Annotated in this window: 18 protein-coding genes; 11 read left to right on the forward strand and 7 right to left on the reverse strand. The window is 64.3% G+C overall.

The window, feature by feature from the left end; genetic code table 11:
* Positions 1-268: 268 nt before the first annotated feature.
* On the forward strand, positions 269-1,501 hold the full coding sequence (locus BBA01S_RS41645; RefSeq protein WP_052391777.1) for an MFS transporter: 1,233 nt from the start codon (positions 269-271) through the stop codon (positions 1,499-1,501).
* 151 nt (positions 1,502-1,652) lie between these two features.
* Entirely contained in the window at positions 1,653-3,083 is a 1,431-nt protein-coding gene (locus BBA01S_RS17875; protein WP_027817654.1) for a hypothetical protein, read from the forward strand.
* A 104-nt stretch (positions 3,084-3,187) separates the two neighbouring features.
* Here BBA01S_RS17875 and BBA01S_RS17880 read toward each other — a convergent pair whose 3' ends face one another.
* Complete coding sequence (locus BBA01S_RS17880; protein ID WP_156965976.1) at positions 3,188-3,568, reverse strand: hypothetical protein; 381 nt, start codon at positions 3,566-3,568, stop codon at positions 3,188-3,190.
* Between the two features lie 759 nt (positions 3,569-4,327).
* On the opposite strand from BBA01S_RS17880, the gene BBA01S_RS17885 reads away from it, so the two are divergent.
* Entirely contained in the window at positions 4,328-5,740 is a 1,413-nt protein-coding gene (locus BBA01S_RS17885) for an undecaprenyl-phosphate glucose phosphotransferase (RefSeq protein ID WP_027817656.1), read from the forward strand.
* 103 nt (positions 5,741-5,843) lie between these two features.
* Here BBA01S_RS17885 and BBA01S_RS17890 read toward each other — a convergent pair whose 3' ends face one another.
* Positions 5,844-6,674 carry a WecB/TagA/CpsF family glycosyltransferase gene (locus BBA01S_RS17890; protein WP_084162258.1) on the reverse strand — a complete coding sequence of 277 codons (831 nt, stop codon included), beginning with the start codon at positions 6,672-6,674 and terminating at the stop codon, positions 5,844-5,846.
* 589 nt (positions 6,675-7,263) lie between these two features.
* On the opposite strand from BBA01S_RS17890, the gene BBA01S_RS17895 reads away from it, so the two are divergent.
* Positions 7,264-8,958 (forward strand): FAD-dependent oxidoreductase, encoded by a 1,695-nt coding sequence (locus BBA01S_RS17895; protein WP_027817658.1) that lies wholly within the window; start codon positions 7,264-7,266, stop codon positions 8,956-8,958.
* Here the strand turns inward: BBA01S_RS17895 and BBA01S_RS41650 are convergent, their stop codons facing one another.
* The 4 genes from BBA01S_RS41650 to BBA01S_RS17915 form a co-directional block, all read right to left on the reverse strand.
* A complete protein-coding gene (locus BBA01S_RS41650) occupies positions 8,959-10,311 on the reverse strand; it encodes an oligosaccharide flippase family protein (RefSeq protein WP_042297464.1) in 1,353 nt (450 codons plus the stop codon).
* Positions 10,312-10,348: 37 nt separating this feature from the next.
* Positions 10,349-12,007 (reverse strand): glycoside hydrolase family 44 protein, encoded by a 1,659-nt coding sequence (locus BBA01S_RS17905; RefSeq protein ID WP_027817659.1) that lies wholly within the window; start codon positions 12,005-12,007, stop codon positions 10,349-10,351.
* Positions 11,985-13,313, reverse strand: a complete 1,329-nt coding sequence (locus BBA01S_RS41655; RefSeq protein ID WP_063750548.1) for a hypothetical protein — start codon at positions 13,311-13,313, stop codon at positions 11,985-11,987. Before BBA01S_RS41655 ends, BBA01S_RS17905 begins: the two co-directional genes overlap by 23 nt.
* 91 nt (positions 13,314-13,404) lie before the next feature.
* The gene (locus BBA01S_RS17915) at positions 13,405-14,124 is read right to left on the reverse strand and encodes a polysaccharide biosynthesis/export family protein (RefSeq protein WP_027817660.1); all 720 of its coding nucleotides are present in this window, start codon (positions 14,122-14,124) and stop codon (positions 13,405-13,407) included.
* A gap of 349 nt (positions 14,125-14,473) precedes the next feature.
* On the opposite strand from BBA01S_RS17915, the gene BBA01S_RS17920 reads away from it, so the two are divergent.
* The 5 genes from BBA01S_RS17920 to BBA01S_RS17940 all read left to right on the forward strand — a co-directional run bounded on the left by BBA01S_RS17920 (position 14,474) and on the right by BBA01S_RS17940 (position 20,891).
* Complete coding sequence (locus tag BBA01S_RS17920; protein WP_167336023.1) at positions 14,474-16,522, forward strand: exopolysaccharide transport family protein; 2,049 nt, start codon at positions 14,474-14,476, stop codon at positions 16,520-16,522.
* Positions 16,523-16,546: 24 nt separating this feature from the next.
* A complete protein-coding gene (locus BBA01S_RS17925) occupies positions 16,547-17,530 on the forward strand; it encodes a DUF6492 family protein (RefSeq protein WP_027817662.1) in 984 nt (327 codons plus the stop codon).
* Positions 17,531-17,871: 341 nt separating this feature from the next.
* Positions 17,872-19,056 carry an Ig-like domain-containing protein gene (locus BBA01S_RS45195; RefSeq protein WP_052391778.1) on the forward strand — a complete coding sequence of 395 codons (1,185 nt, stop codon included), beginning with the start codon at positions 17,872-17,874 and terminating at the stop codon, positions 19,054-19,056.
* Between the two features lie 97 nt (positions 19,057-19,153).
* A complete protein-coding gene (locus tag BBA01S_RS17935; protein WP_027817663.1) occupies positions 19,154-19,981 on the forward strand; it encodes an SIR2 family NAD-dependent protein deacylase in 828 nt (275 codons plus the stop codon).
* Between the two features lie 166 nt (positions 19,982-20,147).
* Positions 20,148-20,891 (forward strand): type IV toxin-antitoxin system AbiEi family antitoxin domain-containing protein, encoded by a 744-nt coding sequence (locus tag BBA01S_RS17940; RefSeq protein ID WP_027817664.1) that lies wholly within the window; start codon positions 20,148-20,150, stop codon positions 20,889-20,891.
* 24 nt (positions 20,892-20,915) lie between these two features.
* On the opposite strand, the gene BBA01S_RS17945 is transcribed toward BBA01S_RS17940, so the two are convergent.
* Positions 20,916-21,287, reverse strand: coding sequence for a BON domain-containing protein (locus BBA01S_RS17945; RefSeq protein WP_027817665.1), 372 nt, complete (start codon positions 21,285-21,287; stop codon positions 20,916-20,918).
* A gap of 239 nt (positions 21,288-21,526) precedes the next feature.
* Here BBA01S_RS17945 and adh point away from each other — a divergent pair, with 239 nt between their 5' ends.
* Together adh and BBA01S_RS17955 are read left to right on the forward strand one after the other, a co-directional pair.
* Entirely contained in the window at positions 21,527-23,047 is a 1,521-nt protein-coding gene (gene adh / locus BBA01S_RS17950; RefSeq protein ID WP_027817666.1) for an aldehyde dehydrogenase, read from the forward strand.
* 100 nt (positions 23,048-23,147) lie between these two features.
* On the forward strand, positions 23,148-23,537 hold the full coding sequence (locus BBA01S_RS17955) for a DUF779 domain-containing protein (protein WP_174479173.1): 390 nt from the start codon (positions 23,148-23,150) through the stop codon (positions 23,535-23,537).
* The last annotated feature ends 13 nt before the right edge of the window (positions 23,538-23,550 follow it).

Below are 23,550 nucleotides of genomic sequence, written 5' to 3' on the forward strand. Positions count from 1 at the left end.
CCGCTCAAGCCGTTATCGAAGCAATCCTTCGTCGAATCGCTTTGTCACCAAATGGTTAATTCTGGCGAGATACCACGCGAACGGTCGCTCCAGGCATGCGCCTGAAAAATCGCGTTTATTACTGGCTTTGAAATGCTCTGTTGCGCGATTTCGGTGATATGCAAGGCCCTCACGTAAACCCCTATCGGTAACTACTTGGTTAATTTCATACACTGCGGGCTTCAGTACGGAAGCTGCGACGCCACGTCGCGGCCAAGCAAGACCTACGATGAACACCCGCCTCCTCCCGCCCACGGCCCAACCGGGCGCACGCACCGGGCACCCGGCCCGCAGCCTCCTCGCCATCGCCGGCATCCTGCTCGTCGCCGCCAACCTGCGCGCCGCCGTGGCGGCGCTCTCGCCGATCTACGATCTCATCTGCAAGAGCTTCCTGGTTTCGCCGCAGGCCCAGGGCATGCTCGGCTCGCTGCCTGCGCTGGCGTTTGCGGTCTTCGGCTGCTGCGCGCCCGCGATCAACCGGCGGCTTGGCCTCGAACGCGGCATTGCGCTCGCGATGATGCTGGTCTGCGCAGGCGACATGGGCCGCGCATGGCTGTCCGGCTCCGTCTGGAGCCTGGGCCTGTTTTCGCTGATGGCGCTCGGCGGCATGGGCATGGCCAACGTCCTGCTGCCCGCGACGATCAAGCGCTACCTGCCGCAGCACGTCGGCACGATGACGGCCGCCTACTGCATCATGTCGGCGATCGGCGCGGCCGCGCCCTCGCTGCTCGCCGTGCCGGTCGCGCATCTGTTCGGCTGGCGCGTGTCAGTCGGTGCGTGGTCGCTGCTGGCCGTGGCCGCCGCGCTGCCGTGGCTTCTGTTGCACCGGCCGCAATCCGGCGCGCAGGCCACACGCGATGCGAGTCTCACGCGCCTGGCGCTGCGCTGGCCGCAGACCTGGGCGCTGGTCGTCGTGTTCGCGGGCGGTGCGTGGGTGATGTACGCCCTGCTCGCGTGGCTGCCAACGATGCTCGTGCAAACGGCCCACGTCGCGCCCGCACACGCAGGCGCGATGCTCGCGCTCTATAGCCTCGTCGGGCTTGCGCACAACCTCGTGGTGCCCAGTCTGCTCGCCACCACGCGTCGGCCCGAGCGCGTCGTGATCGTCGCGGCCGCCTGCACGGTGACCGGCACGCTGGGGCTGGCGTATTGCCCGCAACTGGCGTTGCTGTGGGTGATTCCGGCGGGCCTGGGCGCAATGGCGATCACCATTGGCCTCACGCTCATCAATCTGCGCACCCGCACCGAAAGCGGCACCACGGCGCTCAGCGGCGTCATGCAGGCAATCGGCTATCTGATCGCATCGGCGGGGCCGTGGGTGACGGGCAAGCTGTTCGCGCTCAGCGGCGGCTGGCTCGTGCCGTGCTGGCTGATGGCGGCAACCGGCGTGCTGATCGGCGTCGCGGGCTTCGCGGCGACGCGTCAGGGCTTCCTGGAAGATCGCGCCGGGCAGGCGGGCTAAAGTTTCAGGCGCGTTCATGCGGGTTCAAGCGCGTTCAAGCTGATTCAAGCGGGCGCAGACGCACACAGATTCATCGACCTGAAGCGGGCAATTCTTATACCATCGTCGAATCGTCGGCTTTACGAAACGCCGGATTCCCGTCCGCTCCCGCATGACGCTGCCCCCGCCACCGCTTTTGCTTGTCGAAACGCTGCGCCGCGTCGAGCGGCGCTATCGCCTGCCGCCGCTCGCCACGCCCGCGTCGCTGACCGAGGCCGACACCCCCGCGACGAAGCTCGCCGTCGTCATCGAAGCGGCCCGCAAGGCGGCCGCCAGCGCGCACGTGCCGGATGCAGCGTTCGAACGCCTTTTCGCCGACGCGCTCGCGCAGATGATCCGCCATGCGATGCGCCCGGAAGGCGGCGACGCCATGCTGCAGGCCACCGTCCTGCGCCATCGCGAATCGCAAGTGCGCGAATACGCCGAACTCGCCGCCAGCGCCGACCAGGACAGGCGCACGATCCACGCCGCCGTCAACGCCATCGCCCATCCCGCGAAACTGGAGCGCCAGCCGCCTGGCGCTCAACGCGACGGGCTCGCCCGCCTGCAGGCCGCGGCGGCCTCGGCCTCATGGCCCGAACTGAAGCAGGAACTGGGCAGGCTGCATGAAAGCCCCGACATTGCGGCTTCGCCCGCGCTCGCGCGCGATATTGCGAAGCTTGCTGCCCAGCCCGCGCTTGTCCACTTGCTGCGCCTCGACGCCCTGACGGCGGACGCGCGCGTGCGCCAGTACCGTGCGCTGCTCGAACGCAACGGCCCGCGGCCCGGCAGCGCCCAGGCCATCGCGCAAGGCACGCGTTCGCAACAGCGCGGCGCGGCCGTCGAAATGCTCGCCATGCAGGCGCTCGACGCGCTCGCCCAGCGGCTTAACGCAGCGCACCCGAGCAACCCGCCCTACCGCGTCGTGACGTCGATGCGCGTGCCCTCCGCGATTCCCGGCAGCCACGAACGCGCCAAGACCGAGTGGGATGCAGTCCTGCTCGAACGAGCGACGGCCGGCACCCATGCCGCCGATACAGCCAATGCAGCCGACGCCGCCGAGGTCTGGAATATCCGCCTGCTGCTGGAAGCCAAGGCGTCCGTCGACGCGGCGACGACCGACCTGCCCCGCTTGCTGCGGGGCCTGCGCCTGCTCGCGCACGCCGACGTCGATCGGGTCTACACCTTCGAAACGCAACAAGGGAGCGTGAAGTTGAGCGGCGCATCGCTGCACGCGCTATCGACGGACGACGCCGCCTTGCGCGACGCCGTGCTCTATTGCTGCGACGCGCCCGCCGAAACGCCGCCGCGCCTGCTGGGCGCCGCGAGCCGCATGCAGCTTTTATCGGCGCATCCCAGCGTCGGCTTCGCCAATGCGCTGGCCGAGCATCGCAGCGCCAGCGCTCACGCGCTCGACACGATCTGGCAGGCGCTGCTGGAGTCGCCGCATTGGCACTCCGTGCTGCACCAGTATCCGATGCTCGTCCAGGTGCGCGACCTCATGGTGCACACCGACGACCTCATGGCGGCGATTCGTTCGCTGCCCCAAAGCGGATTGCCCTGAATCGACCGGGCCTTTAGAAGCGCCTTTAAATCACGCGTTATTTATATTGAAGCGCAAACGTTTTGCGCGAGTTTCGCGCAAGTCCTGCGTGAATGAAATCGGAATTAATTACAGCCCGTCGCCGTGCAATAGTGGGTATAAACCACGCCATTGCCATCCATACCCGAAATCGTGCGCGTGCCGTTGCCGTAATCGGTCACGGTTTCGTTCCACGTAGCACCATCCGACGCGACGCCGTTGACGTATGACGAACTGCCCGCCGTGGTGGGAATGCGATCGGACGCACCGCCCGTCATGGGCGGCTTTTCGTTGATCGGCACAGTATTGCCGAAGTGCTGAACCGAGTAATTATTGCCGGAAGCATCGATGCAATCCGGAAACGCGAGACTGCCCGAGCAACCGGCGGAAGTCCCCAGCGCAGCAGCGTTCGCCGTCGAAGCGCAAGCCAGGACGACCATGCAAAGGCTCAGTGCAATACGCTTCAATTCAGGCTCCGGCGAAGGGGCGCGGCACATTTGCGGGCCACGGGTTGATCAGATGCTTGCCACACGATACAAGGCGACTACAACGCTAATAACGGCGCGCCGGATTGTACCTTGAGGCCCGCGCGCCCCACGCATCGAACGTTGGTCGAACGCAGCGCGAAATCCATTCGTCGGAACAAAACGTTCTGGGCTGGATAAAACGTTTGCGCATGCTCGAAAAGCTAAATCGCCAGGCCAATGCGGCGCTAGCATTTTCAAAAAAACGACACGCCGGGATTTCGATTTCTACACGCTAAAACTGCGTGCGCTAACGCATAGTGACGAAATGGCTACACATGCACGTCTTTTTATCGAAGCCGCCATTTGAAGCTAAGCAAAATACATAAGTCGCTGGTAAGATAAGCGCGAATAAAGGATGGCAGCGCGCTGCTCCGGAATCACGCCCGAATTTAGACCACTCGGGTTGCCGGAATGAACAGTGTGCGCCATCGGCCATCGGGGAAGGCCAACCGCCCGCATGCAATGACACAAGGCGCACCACACGGAAAGAGTGCTCCCGTTCACTGCATGCATCCGAGCGCAAGTCGTACAGTCGCGAGTTTCGTCGCGCAGGTCAGACACCTGCCCGGCTCGTGCCTGCCCGCGACTGCTTCGCGCAGACGTACTCCCCGTGCACCACCCGAGCCCCGGCCGCATTTGCGTTGCCGGGCCTGATGAACGCTGTCGAGTCGTTAGCTGCACGAACCAGCCGAAGCCGCCATGTCCACCCAGTCTAGCCACCATCACCGCCTTTTCATGGCGCTGGCCGGCGGCCTCAGCGCGACCCTCAACGCGGGCGCCTGGCTCGCCGTGCTGCCGCCACACGTTTCAGGCGGCGAGCTGCTCTATCTGCGCGCGCTTGCAGGCCTGCTCGCCGTTGCCGCGTTCATTCTGTTCATGAGCTTCCATCTGCTCTCCAGCGCGCGCGACCTCTGGTGGATGCTCGGGCGCGGCGCGATGCGCTGGTCGCGCCTGTTTGTCGCGGTTGCCCTGCTCACGCTCGTCTCGCGCCTGGGTGGCGCAAGCGGCCTGACGCTGCTCGCCAAATGGACGGTGCTCGCGCTGCCCCTGCAGCTTGCAGGCCTCGCTTTCCTGCGCGGCGCCGCGCACAGCATCAACAATGCGCCGGGCAACCAGCGCGACGCCGTGTTCTTCGGCATGGGCAGCGAAGCACGCAAGCTGAACCTGCGCCTCTTGCGCTCGCCGATTCTGGGTGTGCGTGTGATTGGCTATTACAACGACGCGCCCGTGGTGCCGCGCGCCGGCGAAACACTGCCGCCGTATCTTGGCCACTTTGCCGACGCCACGGCCCGCATCCAGGCCAACGATTTCGAAGTGGTCTTTATCGCCACCGGCAAGCTGGACGGCGAAAGCATGACGAGCGAGATCGTGCAGCAACTCTACGATTCGACGGCCGCTATCTATTTCGTGCCCGAATCGCGTTTTGTCGAAGACCTCGCGACCTACAGCACGGATCTCGCAGGCGTGCCGCTGCTCGCACTGCACGACATGCCGATCCTGGGCCTCTCGCGCATGCTCAAGCGCACCGTCGATATCATTGGCGCGCTGGTGATGCTGTTGCTGCTCTCGCCGATCATGGTGACCATCGCCATCCTGATCCGCCTCGATTCGCCGGGCCCGATCCTGTTCCGCCAGTTGCGCTACGGCGAACGCGGCGAGCCCATCGTCGTGCACAAGTTCCGCTCGATGCGCGTCTTCACGCGCGACGAGGAAGCAGCAAACAAAGGCATCGTGCGCCAGGCCGTGGCGGGCGACGACCGCATCACGTCGATCGGCGGCTTTCTGCGCCGCAGCTCGCTCGACGAACTGCCGCAGTTTCTCAATGTGCTGGGCGGTTCGATGAGCCTGGTCGGCCCGCGCCCGCATGCCGCCGAACACAACGAACTCTATCGCCGCCTGATTCCCGGCTACATGCTGCGTCATAGCGTGAAGCCCGGCATCACCGGCTGGGCGCAGATCAACGGCCTGCGCGGCATCACCGACACGCCCGACAAGATGCAGCGCCGCGTCGAATACGACCGCTACTACATCACGCACTGGTCGCTGTGGCTCGACCTGCAGATCCTGGTGCGCACGATTCCCGAAATCATCTCGGGCCGCAACGCGATCTGAGACAGCGGACGAGGCCTTAAACAGGGCCTCAAATGCAAAACGCCGGTACCTGAAAAGGCACCGGCGTTTTTTATTGGCAGATCCGTTGGCTATCAGTCCGCGTTCACGCTGCGCTGCGCGACTGCACGCGGCCAAGACGCCATTGACGCCAGCAGATGCGGATAAAGCGGCGGTCGTCGACCAGATAACGACGCCACAGACGCGCCGGATCCTGCATGATGCGCCAGCACCATTCGACGCCCGAGCGCTGCATCCAGGCGGGTGCGCGCTTTTGCAGGCCGGCCGCAAATTCAATCGCGGCGCCCGCGCACAGCATCAGCCCACCCGGCATCGAGCCTGCGTGACGCAACGCCCAGCGCTCCTGCTTCGGCATGCCGATGCACACGAACACGAGATCAGGCGCGGCTTCGCGCACGCGTTGTGCGATCGCATCGCCTTCGGCACCGATCGGGTCGAAGTTCATCGACGGCGCGATCACCTGCATATCGAGCCCCGGATAGTAATGTGCGATGCCGTCGATCAGCGTCTGCTCGTGGCCGGGCTGGCCGCCCACGACGACGACTTTCCAGCCGTTCAGGCGCGCGCGTTCGCACAAACCGGGCAACAGGTCTGCACCCGTCACACGGCCCGGCAACGGCATGCCGAACAGGCGGCTCGCCCACACGACGGGCATGCCGTCGGCGAACAGGAAGTCCGCGGTGCGATAGAGCGTCTTGAGTTCGGGCTGCCGGTCGAGGCGCACGAGATGATCGACGTTCGGCGTCACCGCCACGCGCGCGCGGCCATCGCGTTGGCTCGCAGCGTCGCACAGCGCATCGAGCGCAGTGTCGAACGACACAGCGGCGATATCGAGTCCGAACAACGCGATACGGGGCAGGGAATCCGCCCGTGCGGCTGCCTTTGGCGCCGCCGTCTGATAAAGCACACTGCTCATTGTTTTTGTAACCCCGACTTCCCGCGCGGATCGATCCGCGCGTGCGCCCGCAATACGGGCTCACGCGTTTCACCGTGATTCGTCCGACGTGATGTTGTTTGGTCTCCTGGCGATGCCAAGATGCGTTTGGTTTTATTCGCGGAAAGAATCCGCAAACGAATAGTACCAGCGCATCTCAAAACTCGGGGGGCCTTGTCGTGTTTTTACAGCGGCAAATTCGAAAGAAATGATTGGCGCCTGTGACGGTTCATATTTCAATTCCTCCGATGAATCCGGAGCATCGCCCTGCAACGCCTTGCTGGCGGCGCGCGCTGCGCAAAACCCCTGCAAAAACCGTCGTATTCGCAGCACGGATCGGCTAACATCGCTGCTCGCGAAATGTGCGGTAAGGGAGTTTCCTTATAGTGTTGGCAACACGCAAACGATTAGCGCGATTTAAAACCCCACGGCGGCGAACGACGAACCCGGTAATATCGACCGAACTCGCGTTAAAACCCGGCGAAAACAAACTCGCTAACGTTTGCGCGCAATTTAAATTGCGCGTTTCCTGTTTTTACGCGTTTGAATCGCGGCCCGTTTTGCGCGCATCATGATTGTCGACGCCCGAGACTTTGCCGCCGGCACGCTGCTACATGCAGACCTGTGCATCGTGGGCGCCGGGGCGGCCGGCATCACGCTTGCACTCGCGCTGGAAGACAGCGGTCTGGAAGTGATCGTGCTGGAAAGCGGCGGCGACTCGGCCAGCCCCAGGACTCAGCAGCTCTACGCGGGCACCGTCGCCGATACGCACCTGCATCCCCCGACTGACACGGGCCGCGTGCGCCGTTTCGGCGGCTCGACCACTTTGTGGGGCGGGCGCTGCATGCCGCTCGACGCGCTCGATTTCGAGCCGCGCGAGCACATCGCCCACAGTGGCTGGCCGATCTCGCTCGCAGACCTGCTGCCCTTCTATGCACAAGCCAACGCGCTGTGCGAGGCCGGGGAATTCACCTATACGGTCGAAGGCGCATTCGTCGAGCCACTGCGCCCAATGATCGGCGGCCTCGCGCACGAACGCTTCACGACCGACACGCTTGAGCGCTTCAGTTGCCCGACCGATTTCGGCCGCCGTTATCGCGCACGCCTTGAACGCAGCCGCGTGCGGGTCATCCAGCACGCCAACCTCTGTGCGCTGCCGATGCAAAGCGGCTCCGGGCGGCGCGTGGGCCACGCCGACGTGCGCGTGCTGGGCGGCGCGACTTTTCGCGTGGCCGCGCGCGCTTATGTGCTCGCAGCGGGCGGACTCGAAGTGCCGCGCCTGCTGCTCAACAGTCCCGGCCCGAGCGGGCGCGGGCTCGGCAACACGCATGACGTCGTGGGCCGCTATTACATGAGCCATATCGCGGGCACCATCGGCACGCTCGATCTTGCCGCCGCGTCATCGGTCTGGCACGGCTACGAAGTCACGCAAGAAGGCATCTATTGCCGCCGCCGTCTCGCACTGCGCGAAGAAGTGCAACGAGAAAAACGCACGGGCAATTTCATCGCACGCCTGCACCATCCGCGTATTCCCGATGCCGGCCACGGCAACGGCGTGCTGTCCGCGCTTTATCTCGCGCGCCCTTTCGTGCCTTACGAGTACGCAAGGCGTCTCTACGACGGCACGCCCGAAGGCTACGCAGGATCGAGCGTCGCGCACCTGAAGAACGTGATCGCGGACGTGCCCGCCACCGCGCGCTTTTTCTGGCACTGGCTGCACAAACGCACGCTGGCGAATCGCAAGTTTCCGTCGGTGATCGTGCGCCCGCCGAACCTGCGTTTCAGCCTGGACTTTCACGCGGAGCAGGAGCCGAACCCGGCTAGCCGCGTCACGCTCGGCAATGAGGTCGATGCGCTCGGTCAGCGCCGCATTCATGTCGACTGGCGCTATACGCGGCAGGACGTGGCGACGGTGAGCCGCGCGCTGGAAGCGCTCAAGCAGGAAATCGAGGACAGCGGCGTCGGCCACTTCGCCTACGATCCCGAAGAAGTCGAGGCGGAAATGACGCGTTATGGCGCGTATGGCGGCCACCACATCGGTACCGCGCGCATGGGCGACGATCCGCGCACGAGCGTCGTGAATGCCGATTGCCGCCTGCATGAAGTCGATAACGTCTATATCGCCAGCGCTGCGGTGTTCCCGACTTCGAGCCAGGCGAATCCCACCTTGAGCGTCGTCGCGCTAGCCCTGCGCCTTGCCGCTCATTTGCGCGGCGCGGCGAACCTGGGCGGCCAGCCGGTCTCCGCCGCTAATTCGGCATCCTGATCAGTTGCCTTTGGCGCCCCTGAACCGCGCGCTCAGCTTGCTCCACAACGCCGGCAGCGGCGCGACACCCAGCAGGCGATGCGCGGCCCACGCGGCAATCGCGCCGTTGACCGCGACCGCCAGCGACGCAGCCGCCGCCGCGCCGATGCTGCCGCCCAGCGGCGTGAGCACCGCAAGACCGATCAGCAGCACGGCCACCGAATAGAAGTTGATGCGATACAGCACGGACGTGTGGGCCGTCATGCCGAGCAGCTCCGGCATGGCGGTGAAGCAGGCCGCGGCAAGCTGACCGAGCGCGAGCACGCGCAGCGCGGCTGCGCCTGCACCATATCCCGCGCCGAACAGCGCAAGCAGGCGCTCCGGAAACAGCAGCATGCACGCCGTGAACGGCAGCGCGAGACACAACACGATGCCCACGGCCTGCGCCGCGCTGCGCTGCAAGCCTTCGAGATCGCGGCGCGCGTAGAGACTCGCGAAGCGCGGCGCGGCCATGCCCGTCACGCCGCTGATGAGCAGGTTGACGACCAGCGCGAGCCGCCACGCCAGCGCGAACAGACCGGTCTCGCGCGAAGTCGCGACGATCCCCAGCACGATGGCGGGCGCGGACGTAATCAGCAGCTTCGTGAATTCCAGCGCGAACAGCGACAGGCCCGGCTTGACGAGATGCGGAGCGTCGCTGGCCGACGCGCTGCCCGCAGGCACCGCATCGAGCGCGCGCTTGAGCAGCACCGCCCCCACCAGCGCGGTCAACGCAAAGCTCGCGGCAATCAGAATGAGTGCGTGCACAACGGTCATGCCACCCGCGAGTTCGAGCGGAATCGCCACGACGCAGAAAATCGCGGGCCACAGCCACGAATAGATCATCTGGCTCAGGCCCACGCGTTGCAGCCCGGCGAGCGCACCGGCCAGCGCGCCGCCCACGTTTTGCGGCACGAACGCGAGCGCGCCCAGCACGAGCGGCCACGCCAGCTCGGGCTTCTTCAGCACATGCTGCGCGAGCAGTGCCGCGCTCGCCGCCAGCAGCACCGACACCGTCACCGAAGCCAGCACGACCAGCGTCAGCGCGCGGCGAATCGCGGGACGCACCGCCTGCGGGCGGCCTGACGCCACATCCATGGCGATCTGCCGCGTGAGCGCCTGATCGATGCCCAGGCGCCCGAAGCCCGCGAGCGCCACCATCGTGCTGAAGACGATGTAGAAGTTGCCGGTCTGGATCACGCCCAGCGCGGCGGCGACCAGCAGATGGAAACCGTAGCGGCTGGGCAGGTCGAGCAGGCGCACGCCCAGGCTGATCAGCGAGCCGCGGACGATCGAAGCGCCGCTCGATGCGGGCGCGGTTTGGGTGTCGCTCACGTGCGGGGGTTCCGGTGGCAAGGATCGAATTGAAAAATCAGGACGCCGCGCCGTGCAGCACGAACAGCGTGACGCTTTGCGGCGGCAGCGTCGCGCGCAACACGCCGTTGGTGTAATGCACGTCCTGCGAGCGCGCAAGCTGGTTGTTCGCCAGTTGCCAGTTCTGCGCCACGCCGTTCGCCGCGAAGTTCGCGATCGAGATGGCCGTTTCGGCGGCGTGATCCAGCTGCTTGTTGATGACGACGAGCGTGAGCGCGTGATCGCTTGCGCGCAATGCCGCAAACGCCGCGACCGTATCCGGATCGGGCACGTTCGCCGCGACGCTGGTCGACCCGAACGCACTGCCGTTGCCGTCGTAGTTGCGATAGAGCTTGATCGCCTTGTACACCGGCATGGACGCATCGATGGTGCCCCAGCGCGTGGCCATATCGAGCCCTTCGCGCCCGAAAATGCCGAGCAGGTCGGCTTGCGCAGTCGCACCGTTCATCAGCGTTTCGCCGCCCCAGTTGTACTCGGTCAGCGCGATGGGCGTGCCCGGATAGTAGTACGTATCGACCCAATGGCGCATCAGCGGAATCAGCGCGACTACGCTGTTGATCCAGGTGGGATCGGTATAGTGCGCGTCCCACAGGTCGCGCGTGGAGCGGTTGCGCTTGAGCGCGATGTCGGTCGTGTTCGCCGCCTTGCCGTCTGCGTATTCGCCGCCCTGCGGGTAGAAGTGCAGGCTGAACACATCGACGGGACGCCCCGCTGCCTTCCATTGCGACAGCAGCCACGGCACGTAGTCCATGCCCTGGGTCTCGTTCTCGCGATCGGGCGCGTGGTCGTAGCCGTTCGCGATGGCGTTCTGCTGGTCGAAGCCGCTATGGAAATAGCCGCTCCAGCCCCACTCTTCCGGCGCGAGCACCTTCGCGTGCGGGTCGGCCGCCTTCACGGCGCGCGAGTAGGTCACGACCTTGTCGGCGATTTCGCGCGCGTGCGCCCCCGTGGGATGCACGTCGCGATGGATCACCTGCCAGAGGCTTGGCTCGTTGTCCATCGCGTAGTAGCGCACGCCGCCCGCTTTCGCGCCGCCGAATTGCGCGACCAGCGCGGCAACGCGTGCCTGCTCGTTCGGCGCGTCGTCGGGCACGGTTGCATCGTTCGGATCGTTGCCGGTGATCGGCACGTCGCCGATGCCCATGCCGTTGCCTGCGTCGGTCAGGCCGTCGACATCGTGATTGGGCTGCGGGCCGTATTTGGCGATCGAAAAACTCGCCAGCGGCTGGCGCTGCGGCCCGAGCTTCGCCACCCGCCCCAGCATCGGAATCGTGATGATGGGCGTCGCGCCGCCCGCCTGGGTCAAGGTCACGAAACGGTCGCCGAACTGGTCGTTGATATCGGTCGTGCTCACGCCCACGCTTTCGAAATACCAGTCCTTGCCGGCATTGCGCGCGTCGAGCCGCCAGTTGTACGCCGACGCGCTATTGCCGCCCGAACGGTTGATGGGCACGCGCAGGTCGCGCAGCGTTGCCGTATTGCCGAAGTTGATGCCGTAAATCAGCGGGCTGATCGGATGGCGGCCAGCCGCCGCATCGACGCTGATGGCCACCGGCGACGTGCTGGACGTCGCTTCGGTGCACGAGGCCAGGCCCGCGATCAGCAGCGCGGCCGCGAGCGGCGCGATGAATGTTCTAGGGCGTCGCGTGCGCGGCATGGTCGCTCCGTGAATCGGCGGGATGGGGGTGATGGGGCTGATCGGTGTATTCGGCGTCACTGACGTGCTCGTTCAGGTTGCCGGCGCGCCAGACGTAGACGAACACCGCGAGAATCACCGCGGTCTCGCCTGGCGTGAGCGTAGGCGGATAAAAGAACGAAATCACCAGGATATAGATGAGGTAGTCGTACAGCGCGCCGAGGAAATCGTCGTTCACCTTCGCACGCAGGCGCCGGTAAAGAAAGAGTCCGCGCAGCTGGATGAACAGCAGGATCGTCGCGCCGATCAAGCCGTATTCGAACACGATGCCCAGCCACGTGATGTCGGCCAGAAAAAAGAAATGGTGAAAATAGTCGATCAGGCTATCGCGGCTCGTCGGGCTGATGGTGCCCACGCCAAACAGCCAGCGCATGGGATCGTTGCCGAGAAAACCCGAGGCAAGCTGCATCGAAATACGGCGCGTATCGAAGCCGTTCGCCGAATTCAGGTTGAACGTCGTGGCCAGGTAGCCCGCCGAAAACATCGCCACCAGCGCAAACGGTGCGCACAACAGGAACGCGACGCGCGCCAGCGGGCGCGACCACACCAGCGTATTGATGATGAGCACGCCCATGATGCCGATGATCATGGCGCGTGTCTTGACGATCAGCAGCGTGACCGCAAACGCGACGATCGCGCCGCACAGATAGCCCAGATGGCGCTCGAACACCGCGCGGCGGAAGCAGAAGAACAGCAGGATGATCGGGAAATACATCGACATGCGGATACGGTGCCCGCGCATGTCATTCGTGAAAAACGGCGCCTGGCCGATCACGTATTCGTCCTTGTAGAAGCTCGCCGGAACGATGGCCCACATCACGATCAGCGCGCCAATCACGATCATGCCCGCGACGATGAAACTGCGTTCGAGCTCGTGCAGCGTCGGTTCGAGCGCCAGCAGCAAGGCAAGGAAAGAAAAGAAATACAGCAAGGGCAGGAGTTTTACCTGCGCCGTAATACTGGTGAAAAAACCTTCGTGGAAATAGAACATCGCCGCGAAGCTCGGAAACAACACGAGCCACGCAAAGCTGATGAGCAACTGCCGCGTGACGGGAAAGCGCGGCTGGCCCGCAAGACGCAGCACGGCGGGCAGGGAAAGAATCGGAAACGCCTTCGACAACGCCCACAACGGCGCGAGCGCGCTGATGTAGTGAAAGGTCTGGCCGAACAGCGGCAGCAGCGCGAGCAGCCATAGCACGACGCGCGCTCTCGCCGGTTCGGCTGAAAAGACCGGAGCAAGCGCAGCCGTCGGCGAGGCGGTTTCCATCTCGTACAAAATGTTCTGCCCTGAAATGCTTCCTGAGTGCTGCTTGAGTACTAGCTGCGTGCAGCCCGCGAGCGCGGCCCGCGCTGCGCCCTTAGTACAGGATGTGATTGTTCGAGATGGTGTAGTCGAGGCTGCGATTGAACGGCAGCACCTTGTCGATGTACTGGTCGACCCACTGGTCGACTTCGGCGATCGACGACTTCGGCACGAAGATCGTGTCCGAAGACTGCAGCACGACGTCCTGGTTCGCATCGCCCTGGTGCGTGAGCGAATCCAGATTGATCGTGTGCAGCATCGGGCGGCCATCGGGGCTGCGACGAATCAGCACGACTTCATTGGTGCGCGCCGTGTCGAGCAGACCTTGCGCGGCGATGACGGCCTGCAGCACGCTCATGCCGGGCCGCAGTTCGACTTCACCGGGCTTGGCCACCTGCCCGCCCACATAGACATGCGAGGACGTCTGCGCGATGGCCACGGCCGCGTGCGCATTGGCGGCCACGCCGTTGGCCGCAAGCGCTTTGGTGATGTTCTCGCCGAGCTGCGCGACCGACAGGCCCGCCGCGGGCAGCGTGCCCGCGAACGGCATGGTCAGCGTACCGTCCGGCGCGACCGGGCCGCGAAAGTTGAGCTCGCTATTGAACGGCAGCACGACCGAAAGTTCGTCGCCGGCCTGGATGCGATAAACGGACGGGGTCGAATCGACCCAGTTGGCGAAGCTGGCCGGGCGCTGATATTGAGGTTGCACCCAGGTGCGGGAACAGGCGGTCAGCGTCAGCAGCACCAGGATGAGTGCCGGGCGAATAGTCTTCATCGAGCGTGTAGTGCGTGTATTTGGTGGCGCTGGCTGCCCGTTCCCTGGGCGCAAACGATAAAGCCTGAAAAGTGTCATCAGGGAACGACAGGGACTGCGCGAAATTTATAGAAATGCAGACTGGCTCATGTTTTCTTACGTATTATATGCGCCTTCGGTATCTAACTTGTGGGCCAGGAACCACAACCATATGGTTATTACAACTAGGACCAGGCCTGACCGCAGAGCAGCAGTTGTCGATTTGACGATTCGGGATTATCTCAACACCTTTTTTTATTACCGCAAGATTGCAGCAGCGGTATTTCTTACCATTGTCACAATCGGGGTGGTCGTGGCACTGGCGGTGCCGATGCCCTATCGCGCTCAAGCGACGCTGCTCGTGCTGTTCGCGGGTTACTACGACCAGTCCAACAATACCAATGGTTCCGCCGGGCTTCAGCCCGCCGCCGGCCAGCTCGACAGCGTCGAAGCGCAGATCCTCAGCAGCCCTGAACTCCATCGCGACGTCATCATTTCGAAATTGGGGCCGAACGCAAGCGAGCGCGAAATCAACGCCCAGCTCGCGAATTTCGAGCACCGTCTGCATATCGAACAAAACGATCTCGCCAACACCATCCAGCTGAACTACTCGGACGCCGACCCGAAAGTCGCCGCCGATGCGCTCGCCCGCCTGCTCGACAAATATTTCCGCCGCCGCGCGACGATCTTCACGTCGGGCCGCGTCGACTTCCTGACCGGCGAACGCGACGACGTCAAGGCCCAGCTCGACCGCGCCAACGCCGACCTGCTCACCTTCCAGAAGAAACACGGCATCGTCGACGTGGACGACCAGATCGCGCGCTCGGTGCAGCTCGAAAGCCAGCTCGTCCAGCACAAACTGGATAACGACACAAAACTGGCGCAGGACAGGGGTGAACTGAAATCGATGCAGGCCTCGTCGAAGGGCGTGCACGCGACCATCCCGATCTTCACCGACGATTCCGAGTCGGCGCACGCGCTCGACACGATGCAGCTGTCGCTGATGCAACTGGAAACGCGCCGCGCCGATTTCGCCGCGCGCTACCTGCCGAATTCGCCGTTCGTCCAGCAGCTCGACCAGCAGGTCAACGACATGCGCGCCAATATCGCGCGCCAGAAGCAGGAAATGACCACGGCCACGCGTCTGGGCCACAACGACTATTACGACGTGGTGCAGGGCAAGCTGTCCACGCTCAATGCGAGCATCGCGGGCGAGCTGGCGTTGCAGCACGCTCTCGACGAGCAGATCAAGGACGCGCGCGCGCACCTGAAAAACCTCAGCGACGTTTCGAGCCAGATGCGCCAGCTGCTGTCCACGCGCGACATCCTCGCGGACAGCTTCAAGGATCGCTCGCGCCAGGTCGAACAGGCGAAGATCCAGCAGGGCCAGGTCAGCCAGGTCAACAGCACGAACGTGCGCGTGATCCAGGCGCCGTTCCCGCCTTCGGAACGCAGCATCCCGGGCAGCCTGATCGTGTCGGCGGCCGTGGCCGCGGGCCTCGTGATTTCCGCGCTGGTCGTGCTCGTGCTCGCCAGCATGCGCGAAACCTTCCTGAGCCCGGAGCAGGTCGAGCGCTCGCTGCTGCTGCCGGTGCTGGCCGCGCCGCTCATGCTCAGCGGCGCCACCACGAATGGCCGCCGCCCCGGCGCGACGGGCCTGGCCGGCGCCGAAGCGCCTGCCGTCGGTCGCCCCGTGCACCTGGCCTACGGGCGCATGATCGCGGCGATCAACGCCAGCACCGAGGCCAATTCCAAGGTCATCATGGCGCTGTCGTTCGGCAAGAACGACGGCTTGCAGGCCGTGATCCGCGGGCTTGCCGTCGAACTGGAAAACCGCACGACAAGGCCCGTGCTGGTGCTCGACATGGCGTCGGCGCCCGATGCGGCGCCGCTCTACGGCAAGCCCGATGCGCAAGGCCTTTTGCCGTGGCCGGGCCATGCCGCCTCGCGCGAGCGCGGCGCTGAGGGCGACTCAGTGGCCAATACAGTGGCCAATACAGCGGCCAAGGCAGACAAGCACGCCCTGAGCACCGACGACCTGATCTTCGAGCGCGTCGACGGCCACAACATCGTGGTCGCGCGCACGCGCAACGGCATGTTCCCCTCGTCGTGGCAGCAGACCCGCGAGTTGTTCGACGCGCTGCGCGAATCGCACGACTACATCGTGCTGCACGCGCCGCCCGCGAGCCAGTCGTTCGCCGGCGTCGAAAACGCGGCGCTGGCCGACGCGACCATCCTGGCCGTACGCGCCGAATCGACACGCAAGCCCGTGGCGCTGGGCCTGAAAACGCAGGTGCAGGACGCAGGCGGCCGACTCGTCGGTCTCGCGCTCACCCATCGTCGCGGCTATATTCCCGACTTCATCTACCGCTTCTTCTAATTACCGGCGACAGACCGGAACACCATGGCCCAAATCAGCGCGATCCTGCCGATCAAGACCCGGGGACGGCACTACGCCGACAACATCGGCCGCTGCGACATCCTGTTTTCGTCGCTGCGCCACTTCACGACGCCCGATACCTTTCACCGCATCGTGCTGGTGGTGCCGCACGAGGAAGTCGACGAGGTCAAAGGCTACGCAAAGGCGTGGGCCGATTTCCCGGTCGAGGTGATCGACGAATCGCTGTACATGGGGATCTTCGCGGAGTTCTCGCAGCGCCATCAGATCCGCAACTGGCACCGCCAGCAGATCATCAAGCTGAACGCACCCGAATGGATCGAGACCGAGTATTTCCTCGTGTTCGATCCGGACTGCTTCGCCACGCACCATTTCACCGCCGACACGCTGATCCGCAACGGCCGCGCGCTCACGCACCGCCAGCCGCGCCGCGCCGAGCCGCGTTTCTGGGAAGCGTCGGCCAAGCTGCTCAACGTCGATCCGGGGCTGGACGGCGACGGCCTGTGGTGGACGCCCACCATCCTTTCGCGCACGCTGTGCCTGAGCCTGCATCACAATCTGGAGAAGCAGTACGGCACAGACTGGCGTCGCACGCTGCTGGCGAACTACGCGATCGACTGGACTGAATACACGCTGTACTGGCTCAACGCTGAGCGCGAAGGCCTGCTCGACGAGTTTCACGCATTTCCGCAACCGGGCCAGCGCACGCTGCACGCGTCGGAAAGCGTGTGGTTCGCCAACGACATGAAGGAATGGAGCGCCGCGCAGCATTTCGCCGAGGACAGCGACGGCCTGTTCGCCGTCGTCCAGAGCAATACGCATATTCCGCTCGATGAAGTGGTGAAAAAGCTGTCGCCGTATTTCCCGATCAAGGTGCAGCCCTACGAGCGCCATTTCGACGCGAAGCTCAAGAGCGCCGAACTCTATTCCGCCGTCGTGCGGCGCGGCCTCAAGCTGCTCAACAAGCTGCGCGGCTCGGTCGCCGCATAAGCCGCGCGCGCGGGTCTGCGCGATTCACGCCCTGGAAAAGCCGGCTCCTTGCAGCCGGCTTTTTTCTTCTCTACGCGGGCTTTCCGCGCTGCGCCCCTCAATTTTTCCCTCATTCGTCCGATAAAACGAACGTAGGCGAATTTCGGTGTCCAGGTAAAAACTCCCGATCGATTTACATTAATCGAATTGGCAGGCGGTGTTTATTCGCGCAAACGTTAGCGCGCGAATCAATCTTTTCAATCTTTCACCGAATTCGCGGCAATGGAAATATTGAAAGGAGCAGGAAAGTTTTGACGGGATTTAAAACACGACGCCATGTTTCGTTCGCCTTGACGGGCGGCATGAGTTTGCTGCTGGCGCTGGCGGGCTGCGGCGGAGGCTCGAACGGCGCCGCCCTCGCCTCGGGCTCGACTTCGACGTCGGGCACCGACGCAACCGCAGCGGTCGCCGTGACTGGCGTGACGGTCTCGCCCGACACGCTCACGCTGACGGTCGGCAAATCGGCGGCCTTGACGGCGAGCGTGCAACCCGACGACGCCACGGACTCCGCCGTTACGTGGAGCAGCAGCGACACGAGCGTGGCGACGGTCGCGAGCGGTGGCGCCGTCACCTGCGCAACGGCAGGCAGCGCGACGATCACCGCCGCGAGCAGCGACGGCCAGCAGGGCACGGCAAGCGTGACCTGCCAGAAGCCGTTCGCCGTGTATGAATTCCTCAAGCTGAAGTCGTACCAGGACGCGAGCGGCGTCAACACGATTTCGGATACGTGGTTTCGCGGCCTCGGCATCACGCCGCTCAACCTGATCTATTCCGGCAACCTGGTCACCTGCCCGCTCACCAGTTGCACCGACGAATACGTGGTCGACGCAACGAAGATCGCCACGCAGGCGGCCAGCGCGGACAGCACCGGCGCGACGCCGGTCTCGCTCGACCTGGAAGTGTGGGACACGAAGCGCTTCTATCCGACCACCGCGACCGGCAACGGCCTGAGCATCGTGCAGAACCTCACGCAGGCGCTCACCGACTTCAAGGCCGATAACCCCGGCGCGAGCGTGGGGCTCTACGCGGAAGTGCCGCAGAACACCTACACCTGGACGTCCACCACCACCGCGACCTATAGCGCGCTCAATCCGCAATATGCGTCGGTGGCGGCGCTCGTCGATTACTACAGCCCTTCGCTCTACAACTACGGCTACGACGGCACGGCGACGGGCGACGCGAACTGGAACAACTCGGCGGTCTTCGCCGTCGATCAGTCGCATGCCCTGGACACGCTCAACGGCACCAGCAAGAAGGTGCTGCCCTACATCACGCCCGCGTGGACGGATAGCAGCGGCGTGAGCGAGTTCCTCACCTACGACCAGATGATGTATCGACTGAAAGCGCTGCGCGCGGCGGGCGCGGACGGCTGCATCCTGTGGATTTCGAGCGGCCAGATCGATCCGTCCACCGGCAAGCTGCTGGTGATCGATACGACGTCGGGCTGGTTCAAGGCGGTGCTCGATTACATGGCTTCGAGCACGTGACCTTCTGAGTGCGCCGGCATTGGGACGCGCGTTGTCCCGATCCGCATTCATACTGTTCCCATGGCATCGCGACACGCAATAGCGGAACAGGACACGTATGAACGCACAACAGCAACAAGCGATACAGCAGGCCGCACGATGGATCGACGAAGCCGACGGCCTGCTCGTCACCGCAGGCGCGGGCATGGGTGTCGATTCGGGCCTGCCCGATTTTCGCGGCAATGAAGGACTGTGGCGCGCCTATCCGGCGCTCAGGGCCGCACGCATCGAATTCGAACTCATCGCGAATCCGGCCGCGTTTCGCGCCCGTCCCAGACTCGCGTGGGGCTTCTACGGCCACCGCATGAAGCTGTACCGCGAGACGCAGCCGCATCGCGGCTTCGCCATCCTGCAACGCTGGGCGCACGACCTCGCGCATGGCGCTTTCGTTTTCACGAGCAACGTCGACGGTCAATTCCAGCGGGCGGGGTTCGCCGCGGGGCGCGTCGCGGAATGCCACGGCTCGATTCATCATCTCCAGTGCGCGACGCCGTGCTGCGAACACATCTGGCCGGCCGACGCCTTCGATCCGCAGGTCGATGCCGTGGCGTGCGAGCTGGTGAGCGCGTTGCCGCGCTGCCCGGATTGCGGCGAGATGGCGCGCCCTAATGTGCTCATGTTCGGCGACGCGGCGTGGCTGCCGGAACGCACCAATGCGCAACTCGCGCGCATGCAGGCATGGCTCGGCAAGGTGCGGCGGCCAGTCGTGATCGAGATGGGCGCGGGCACCAGCCTGCCGACGGTCAGGCGCTTCAGCGAACGCAATGGGCCGCGCGTCGTACGCATCAACCCGCGCGAGCCGCAGATCGATCCGGCAAAGGGCGTTGGCGTCCAGGGCGGGGCGCTGGAGGTGCTGGAAGCCATCGATTCGATACGCCGCGAGTAGGGCTGGCCGCCTGCACCAGGCGCCGATTTTCAGGCGCGCAGCTCATTCAGCGCATCCATACTTTTTTCGTATCAAATACAAACTTTACCGGGATCGATTAAAATAATTCATGTGCGTAACCGAGCCTCTGGCCTGCCGGTGCGCCTGAAAAACCTCAATCGAACCCATGGCCAGCAAGACACTTTTACGCCTCATGGAAGGCGTCCCGCGCGGGCAACCGCTCGACCCGCAGATGCTGCGCGATTGCGGCGTCAGTGCCCAACAGACCACCTACTTCGTCAGCGCCGGCTGGCTGCAACGGCTCTCCAAAGGCGCGTACCTGCTCGCGGGCGACGCGCCCACGCGCGCGGGCGTCCTCGCGTACCTGGGCCGCCATGTGAGCGGCCTGCATATCGGCGGCAAGACCGCGCTCGACTGGCAAGGCGGGCGGCTGAGCATCGACGCGCACGAACGTTTCGCACTCTGGGCCGCTCGCCCTTACGTCATGCCCGCCTGGGCCGACGCCCACCTGCCCCACACGCTGCAGACCACGCAACTGTTCGACGACGCGCTACCGCACGGCCACGCCGTCGCGCCGCTGCCGAACCTCGATCCGTCGATTCTGGTTTCTCGGCCCGAGCGCGCGCTGCTCGAACTCGCGAGCGATATCGGCAAGCGCGGCAACCGGGGCCAGGCGCTCGACGACGCCATGGCCATCGCCGCCACGCTGCACGACCTGCGGCCCAAGGTACTCGACCGCCTGCTGTCCCACTGCACGCGCGTGAAGGTCGTCAAGCTCGTGCGCGACCTGGGCGCGGCCAGCGGCCATGCGTGGGGCGAGGATCTGCAACGTCACGTCGACCGGCTCGGGCCAGGCAAACGCTGGACGAGCAGCCGCAAGGGCGCGCCTGCGCTGAACCTCAAGGCCTGATACCTGGGATCGCTAACGGTTCTTTCAGCCGTTGCCGCCATGAAAGAGCGTCAGGCGGTTCGTGACCGACGTCACGCCCTGCACCGAGCGCGCCACGTCCTCGGCCTGGCGGATCTGGTCGCCGCTGCGCACCGTGCCGCTCAATGTCACGGCGCCGTCACGCGCGCGCACGAACACGCCCGATACATCGAATCCCTGCGCCTTGCTCAATGCACGCCGTACCGCGCGGCCCAGCGCTTTATCGGCTTTGGTTGCGTGGCCGCCGTGGGCGGGCGCCGCAGCGGCGTCGGGCGCCATCGGCATGCTCGCGGGCATGGCGTCGGACTGGGCGTAAGCCGCCGAAGCCAATAGTCCGAGGGTCAGAGCCGTTACGACACGGATTGTTGCCGTCTTCATGAAGGTCTCCAAAGGGAATCGACAGGTGCGCACGCGTCGCGCACGGATCGACATCCGTACCGTACGCCGAAACGGCCGCAGGCCTCGCGTAGATGGCCGCGTGCCTTGACCGGCCTTGTGCAGCGCAAAATCAAAACTTCGGACTGGTCGCCCCTTCCGGCGTAGTATTCCTTGCGATACATCGCAGCCTCCCTCTTTCTCCCCCCGCCGGTCAACGGCACATCGCGAGGAGCATGCCCATGAACCACGCTGAGTTGCAGTACCTCACCACGGACTATCCGTACCGCAAGCAGTACGACAATTTCATCGGTGGACAGTGGGTCAAGCCAGCAGGCGGCGAGTACTTCGACAATATCTCGCCGATCACGGGCGAGCCGTTTACCTCGATTCCGCGCTCGCGCGAAGCCGATATCGAACTCGCGCTCGACGCAGCGCACAAAGCGAAAGACGCGTGGGGCAAGACCTCGCCCACCGACCGCGCCAACATTCTCGGCAAGATCGCCGATCGCATGGAAGCGAATCTCATGCGCCTGGCCGTGGCCGAGACCATCGACAACGGCAAGCCGCTGCGCGAAAGCTGCGCCGCCGATATTCCCCTCGCCATCGATCATTTCCGCTATTTCGCCAGCGCGATCCGCGCGCAGGAAGGCTCGATTTCGCAGATCGACAACGACACGGTGGCTTATCACTTCCACGAGCCGCTGGGCGTGGTCGGCCAGATCATTCCGTGGAATTTCCCGATCCTGATGGCCACGTGGAAGCTCGCGCCCGCGCTTGCGGCAGGCAACTGCGTGGTGCTCAAGCCCGCTGAGCAGACGCCCGCCTCCATCCTCGTGCTGATGGAACTGATCGGCGACCTGCTGCCTGCGGGCGTGGTCAATGTCGTGAACGGCTTCGGCCTGGAAGCGGGCAAGCCGCTGGCGTCGAACAAGCGCATCGCCAAGATCGCGTTCACCGGCGAGACCACGACGGGCCGCCTCATCATGCAGTACGCGAGCCAGAACCTGATCCCGGTCACGCTGGAACTGGGCGGCAAGAGCCCGAATATCTTCTTCGCCGATGTCATGGATCATGACGACAGTTTCATCGACAAGGCGCTGGAAGGCTTCACGATGTTCGCGCTCAATCAGGGCGAAGTCTGCACCTGTCCGTCGCGCGCGCTCATCGACGAGAAGATCTACGACCGCTTCATGGAACGCGCGCTCAAGCGTGTCGAAGCCATTCAGCAGGGGCATCCGCTCGATACGAAGACGATGATCGGCGCACAGGCCTCGCAGGAGCAGCTCGAAAAGATTCTTTCGTATCTCGACCTGGGCAAGCAGGAAGGCGCGCAATGCCTCACGGGCGGCACGCGCAATGCGCTCGATGGCGAGCTAAAAAACGGCTATTACGTCAAGCCCACCGTTTTTCGCGGCAATAACAAAATGCGCGTGTTCCAGGAGGAAATCTTCGGCCCGGTGGTGTCCGTGACGACCTTCAAGGACGAGGAAGAAGCGCTGCACATCGCCAATGACACGCTCTACGGCCTGGGCGCGGGCATCTGGACACGCGACGGCACGCGCGCCTATCGCTTTGGCCGTGCGATCCAGGCGGGCCGTGTGTGGACGAACTGCTATCACGCCTATCCAGCGCACGCGGCGTTCGGCGGCTACAAGCAGTCGGGCATTGGCCGCGAGACGCACAAGATGATGCTCGACCATTATCAGCAAACCAAGAACATGCTCGTGAGCTATAGCGACAAGCCGCTGGGTTTCTTCTGACCTGCACGCGTCTGGCCGATATAAAAGTGCCTCGCCACCCGGCGAGGCGCATTCGCATTTAAAGCAGGCAAATCAGGGAAAAATACAAGGAGTCCAAATCATGGACAAAGAAGTGCTGCGCGTCGTCGCAACGCCCGAAGCCATCGCGCTGATCGAGCGGATCGTCGCGGAACACGGCGCGGTGCTGTTCCATCAATCGGGCGGATGCTGCGACGGCAGCGCGCCGATGTGCTTTCCCGCTGGCGAATTCATGGTCGGCGGCGTCGACGTGAAGCTCGGCGAAATCGCGGGCATGCCGTTCTACATGAGCGAATCGCAGTTCGAATACTGGCAGCACACGCAGCTCATCATCGACGCCGTGCCGGGCAACGGCGGCATGTTCTCGCTCGAACGTCCCACCGGACTGCGCTTTCTCACGCGCTCGCGCCTCTACGAAGACGACGAATCGGCGTGGCTCGAACAGCATCCGGTCGAACGGGCGGCAAGCTGATCGCACGCTGGAT

Source organism: Paraburkholderia bannensis NBRC 103871 (assembly GCF_000685015.1).
GTDB classification, from domain to species: domain Bacteria; phylum Pseudomonadota; class Gammaproteobacteria; order Burkholderiales; family Burkholderiaceae; genus Paraburkholderia; species Paraburkholderia bannensis.

Bases quoted from the DNA above. Each gene is read 5' to 3' on its own strand.
- BBA01S_RS17935 (WP_027817663.1), top strand. From the start codon at position 19,154: ATGAACGCACAACAGCAACAAGCGATACAGCAGGCCGCACGATGGATC.
- BBA01S_RS17890 (WP_084162258.1), bottom strand. From the start codon at position 6,674: ATGAGCAGTGTGCTTTATCAGACGGCGGCGCCAAAGGCAGCCGCACGG.
- BBA01S_RS17920 (WP_167336023.1), top strand. From the start codon at position 14,474: ATGCCCTATCGCGCTCAAGCGACGCTGCTCGTGCTGTTCGCGGGTTAC.
- BBA01S_RS17940 (WP_027817664.1), top strand. From the start codon at position 20,148: ATGGCCAGCAAGACACTTTTACGCCTCATGGAAGGCGTCCCGCGCGGG.
- BBA01S_RS41655 (WP_063750548.1), bottom strand. From the start codon at position 13,313: ATGGAAACCGCCTCGCCGACGGCTGCGCTTGCTCCGGTCTTTTCAGCC.
- BBA01S_RS17945 (WP_027817665.1), bottom strand. From the start codon at position 21,287: ATGAAGACGGCAACAATCCGTGTCGTAACGGCTCTGACCCTCGGACTA.
- BBA01S_RS17895 (WP_027817658.1), top strand. From the start codon at position 7,264: ATGATTGTCGACGCCCGAGACTTTGCCGCCGGCACGCTGCTACATGCA.
- BBA01S_RS17925 (WP_027817662.1), top strand. From the start codon at position 16,547: ATGGCCCAAATCAGCGCGATCCTGCCGATCAAGACCCGGGGACGGCAC.
- adh (WP_027817666.1), top strand. From the start codon at position 21,527: ATGAACCACGCTGAGTTGCAGTACCTCACCACGGACTATCCGTACCGC.
- BBA01S_RS41645 (WP_052391777.1), top strand. From the start codon at position 269: ATGAACACCCGCCTCCTCCCGCCCACGGCCCAACCGGGCGCACGCACC.
- BBA01S_RS45195 (WP_052391778.1), top strand. From the start codon at position 17,872: ATGAGTTTGCTGCTGGCGCTGGCGGGCTGCGGCGGAGGCTCGAACGGC.
- BBA01S_RS17905 (WP_027817659.1), bottom strand. From the start codon at position 12,007: ATGCCGCGCACGCGACGCCCTAGAACATTCATCGCGCCGCTCGCGGCC.
- BBA01S_RS17955 (WP_174479173.1), top strand. From the start codon at position 23,148: ATGGACAAAGAAGTGCTGCGCGTCGTCGCAACGCCCGAAGCCATCGCG.
- BBA01S_RS17885 (WP_027817656.1), top strand. From the start codon at position 4,328: ATGTCCACCCAGTCTAGCCACCATCACCGCCTTTTCATGGCGCTGGCC.
- BBA01S_RS17915 (WP_027817660.1), bottom strand. From the start codon at position 14,124: ATGAAGACTATTCGCCCGGCACTCATCCTGGTGCTGCTGACGCTGACC.
- BBA01S_RS17875 (WP_027817654.1), top strand. From the start codon at position 1,653: ATGACGCTGCCCCCGCCACCGCTTTTGCTTGTCGAAACGCTGCGCCGC.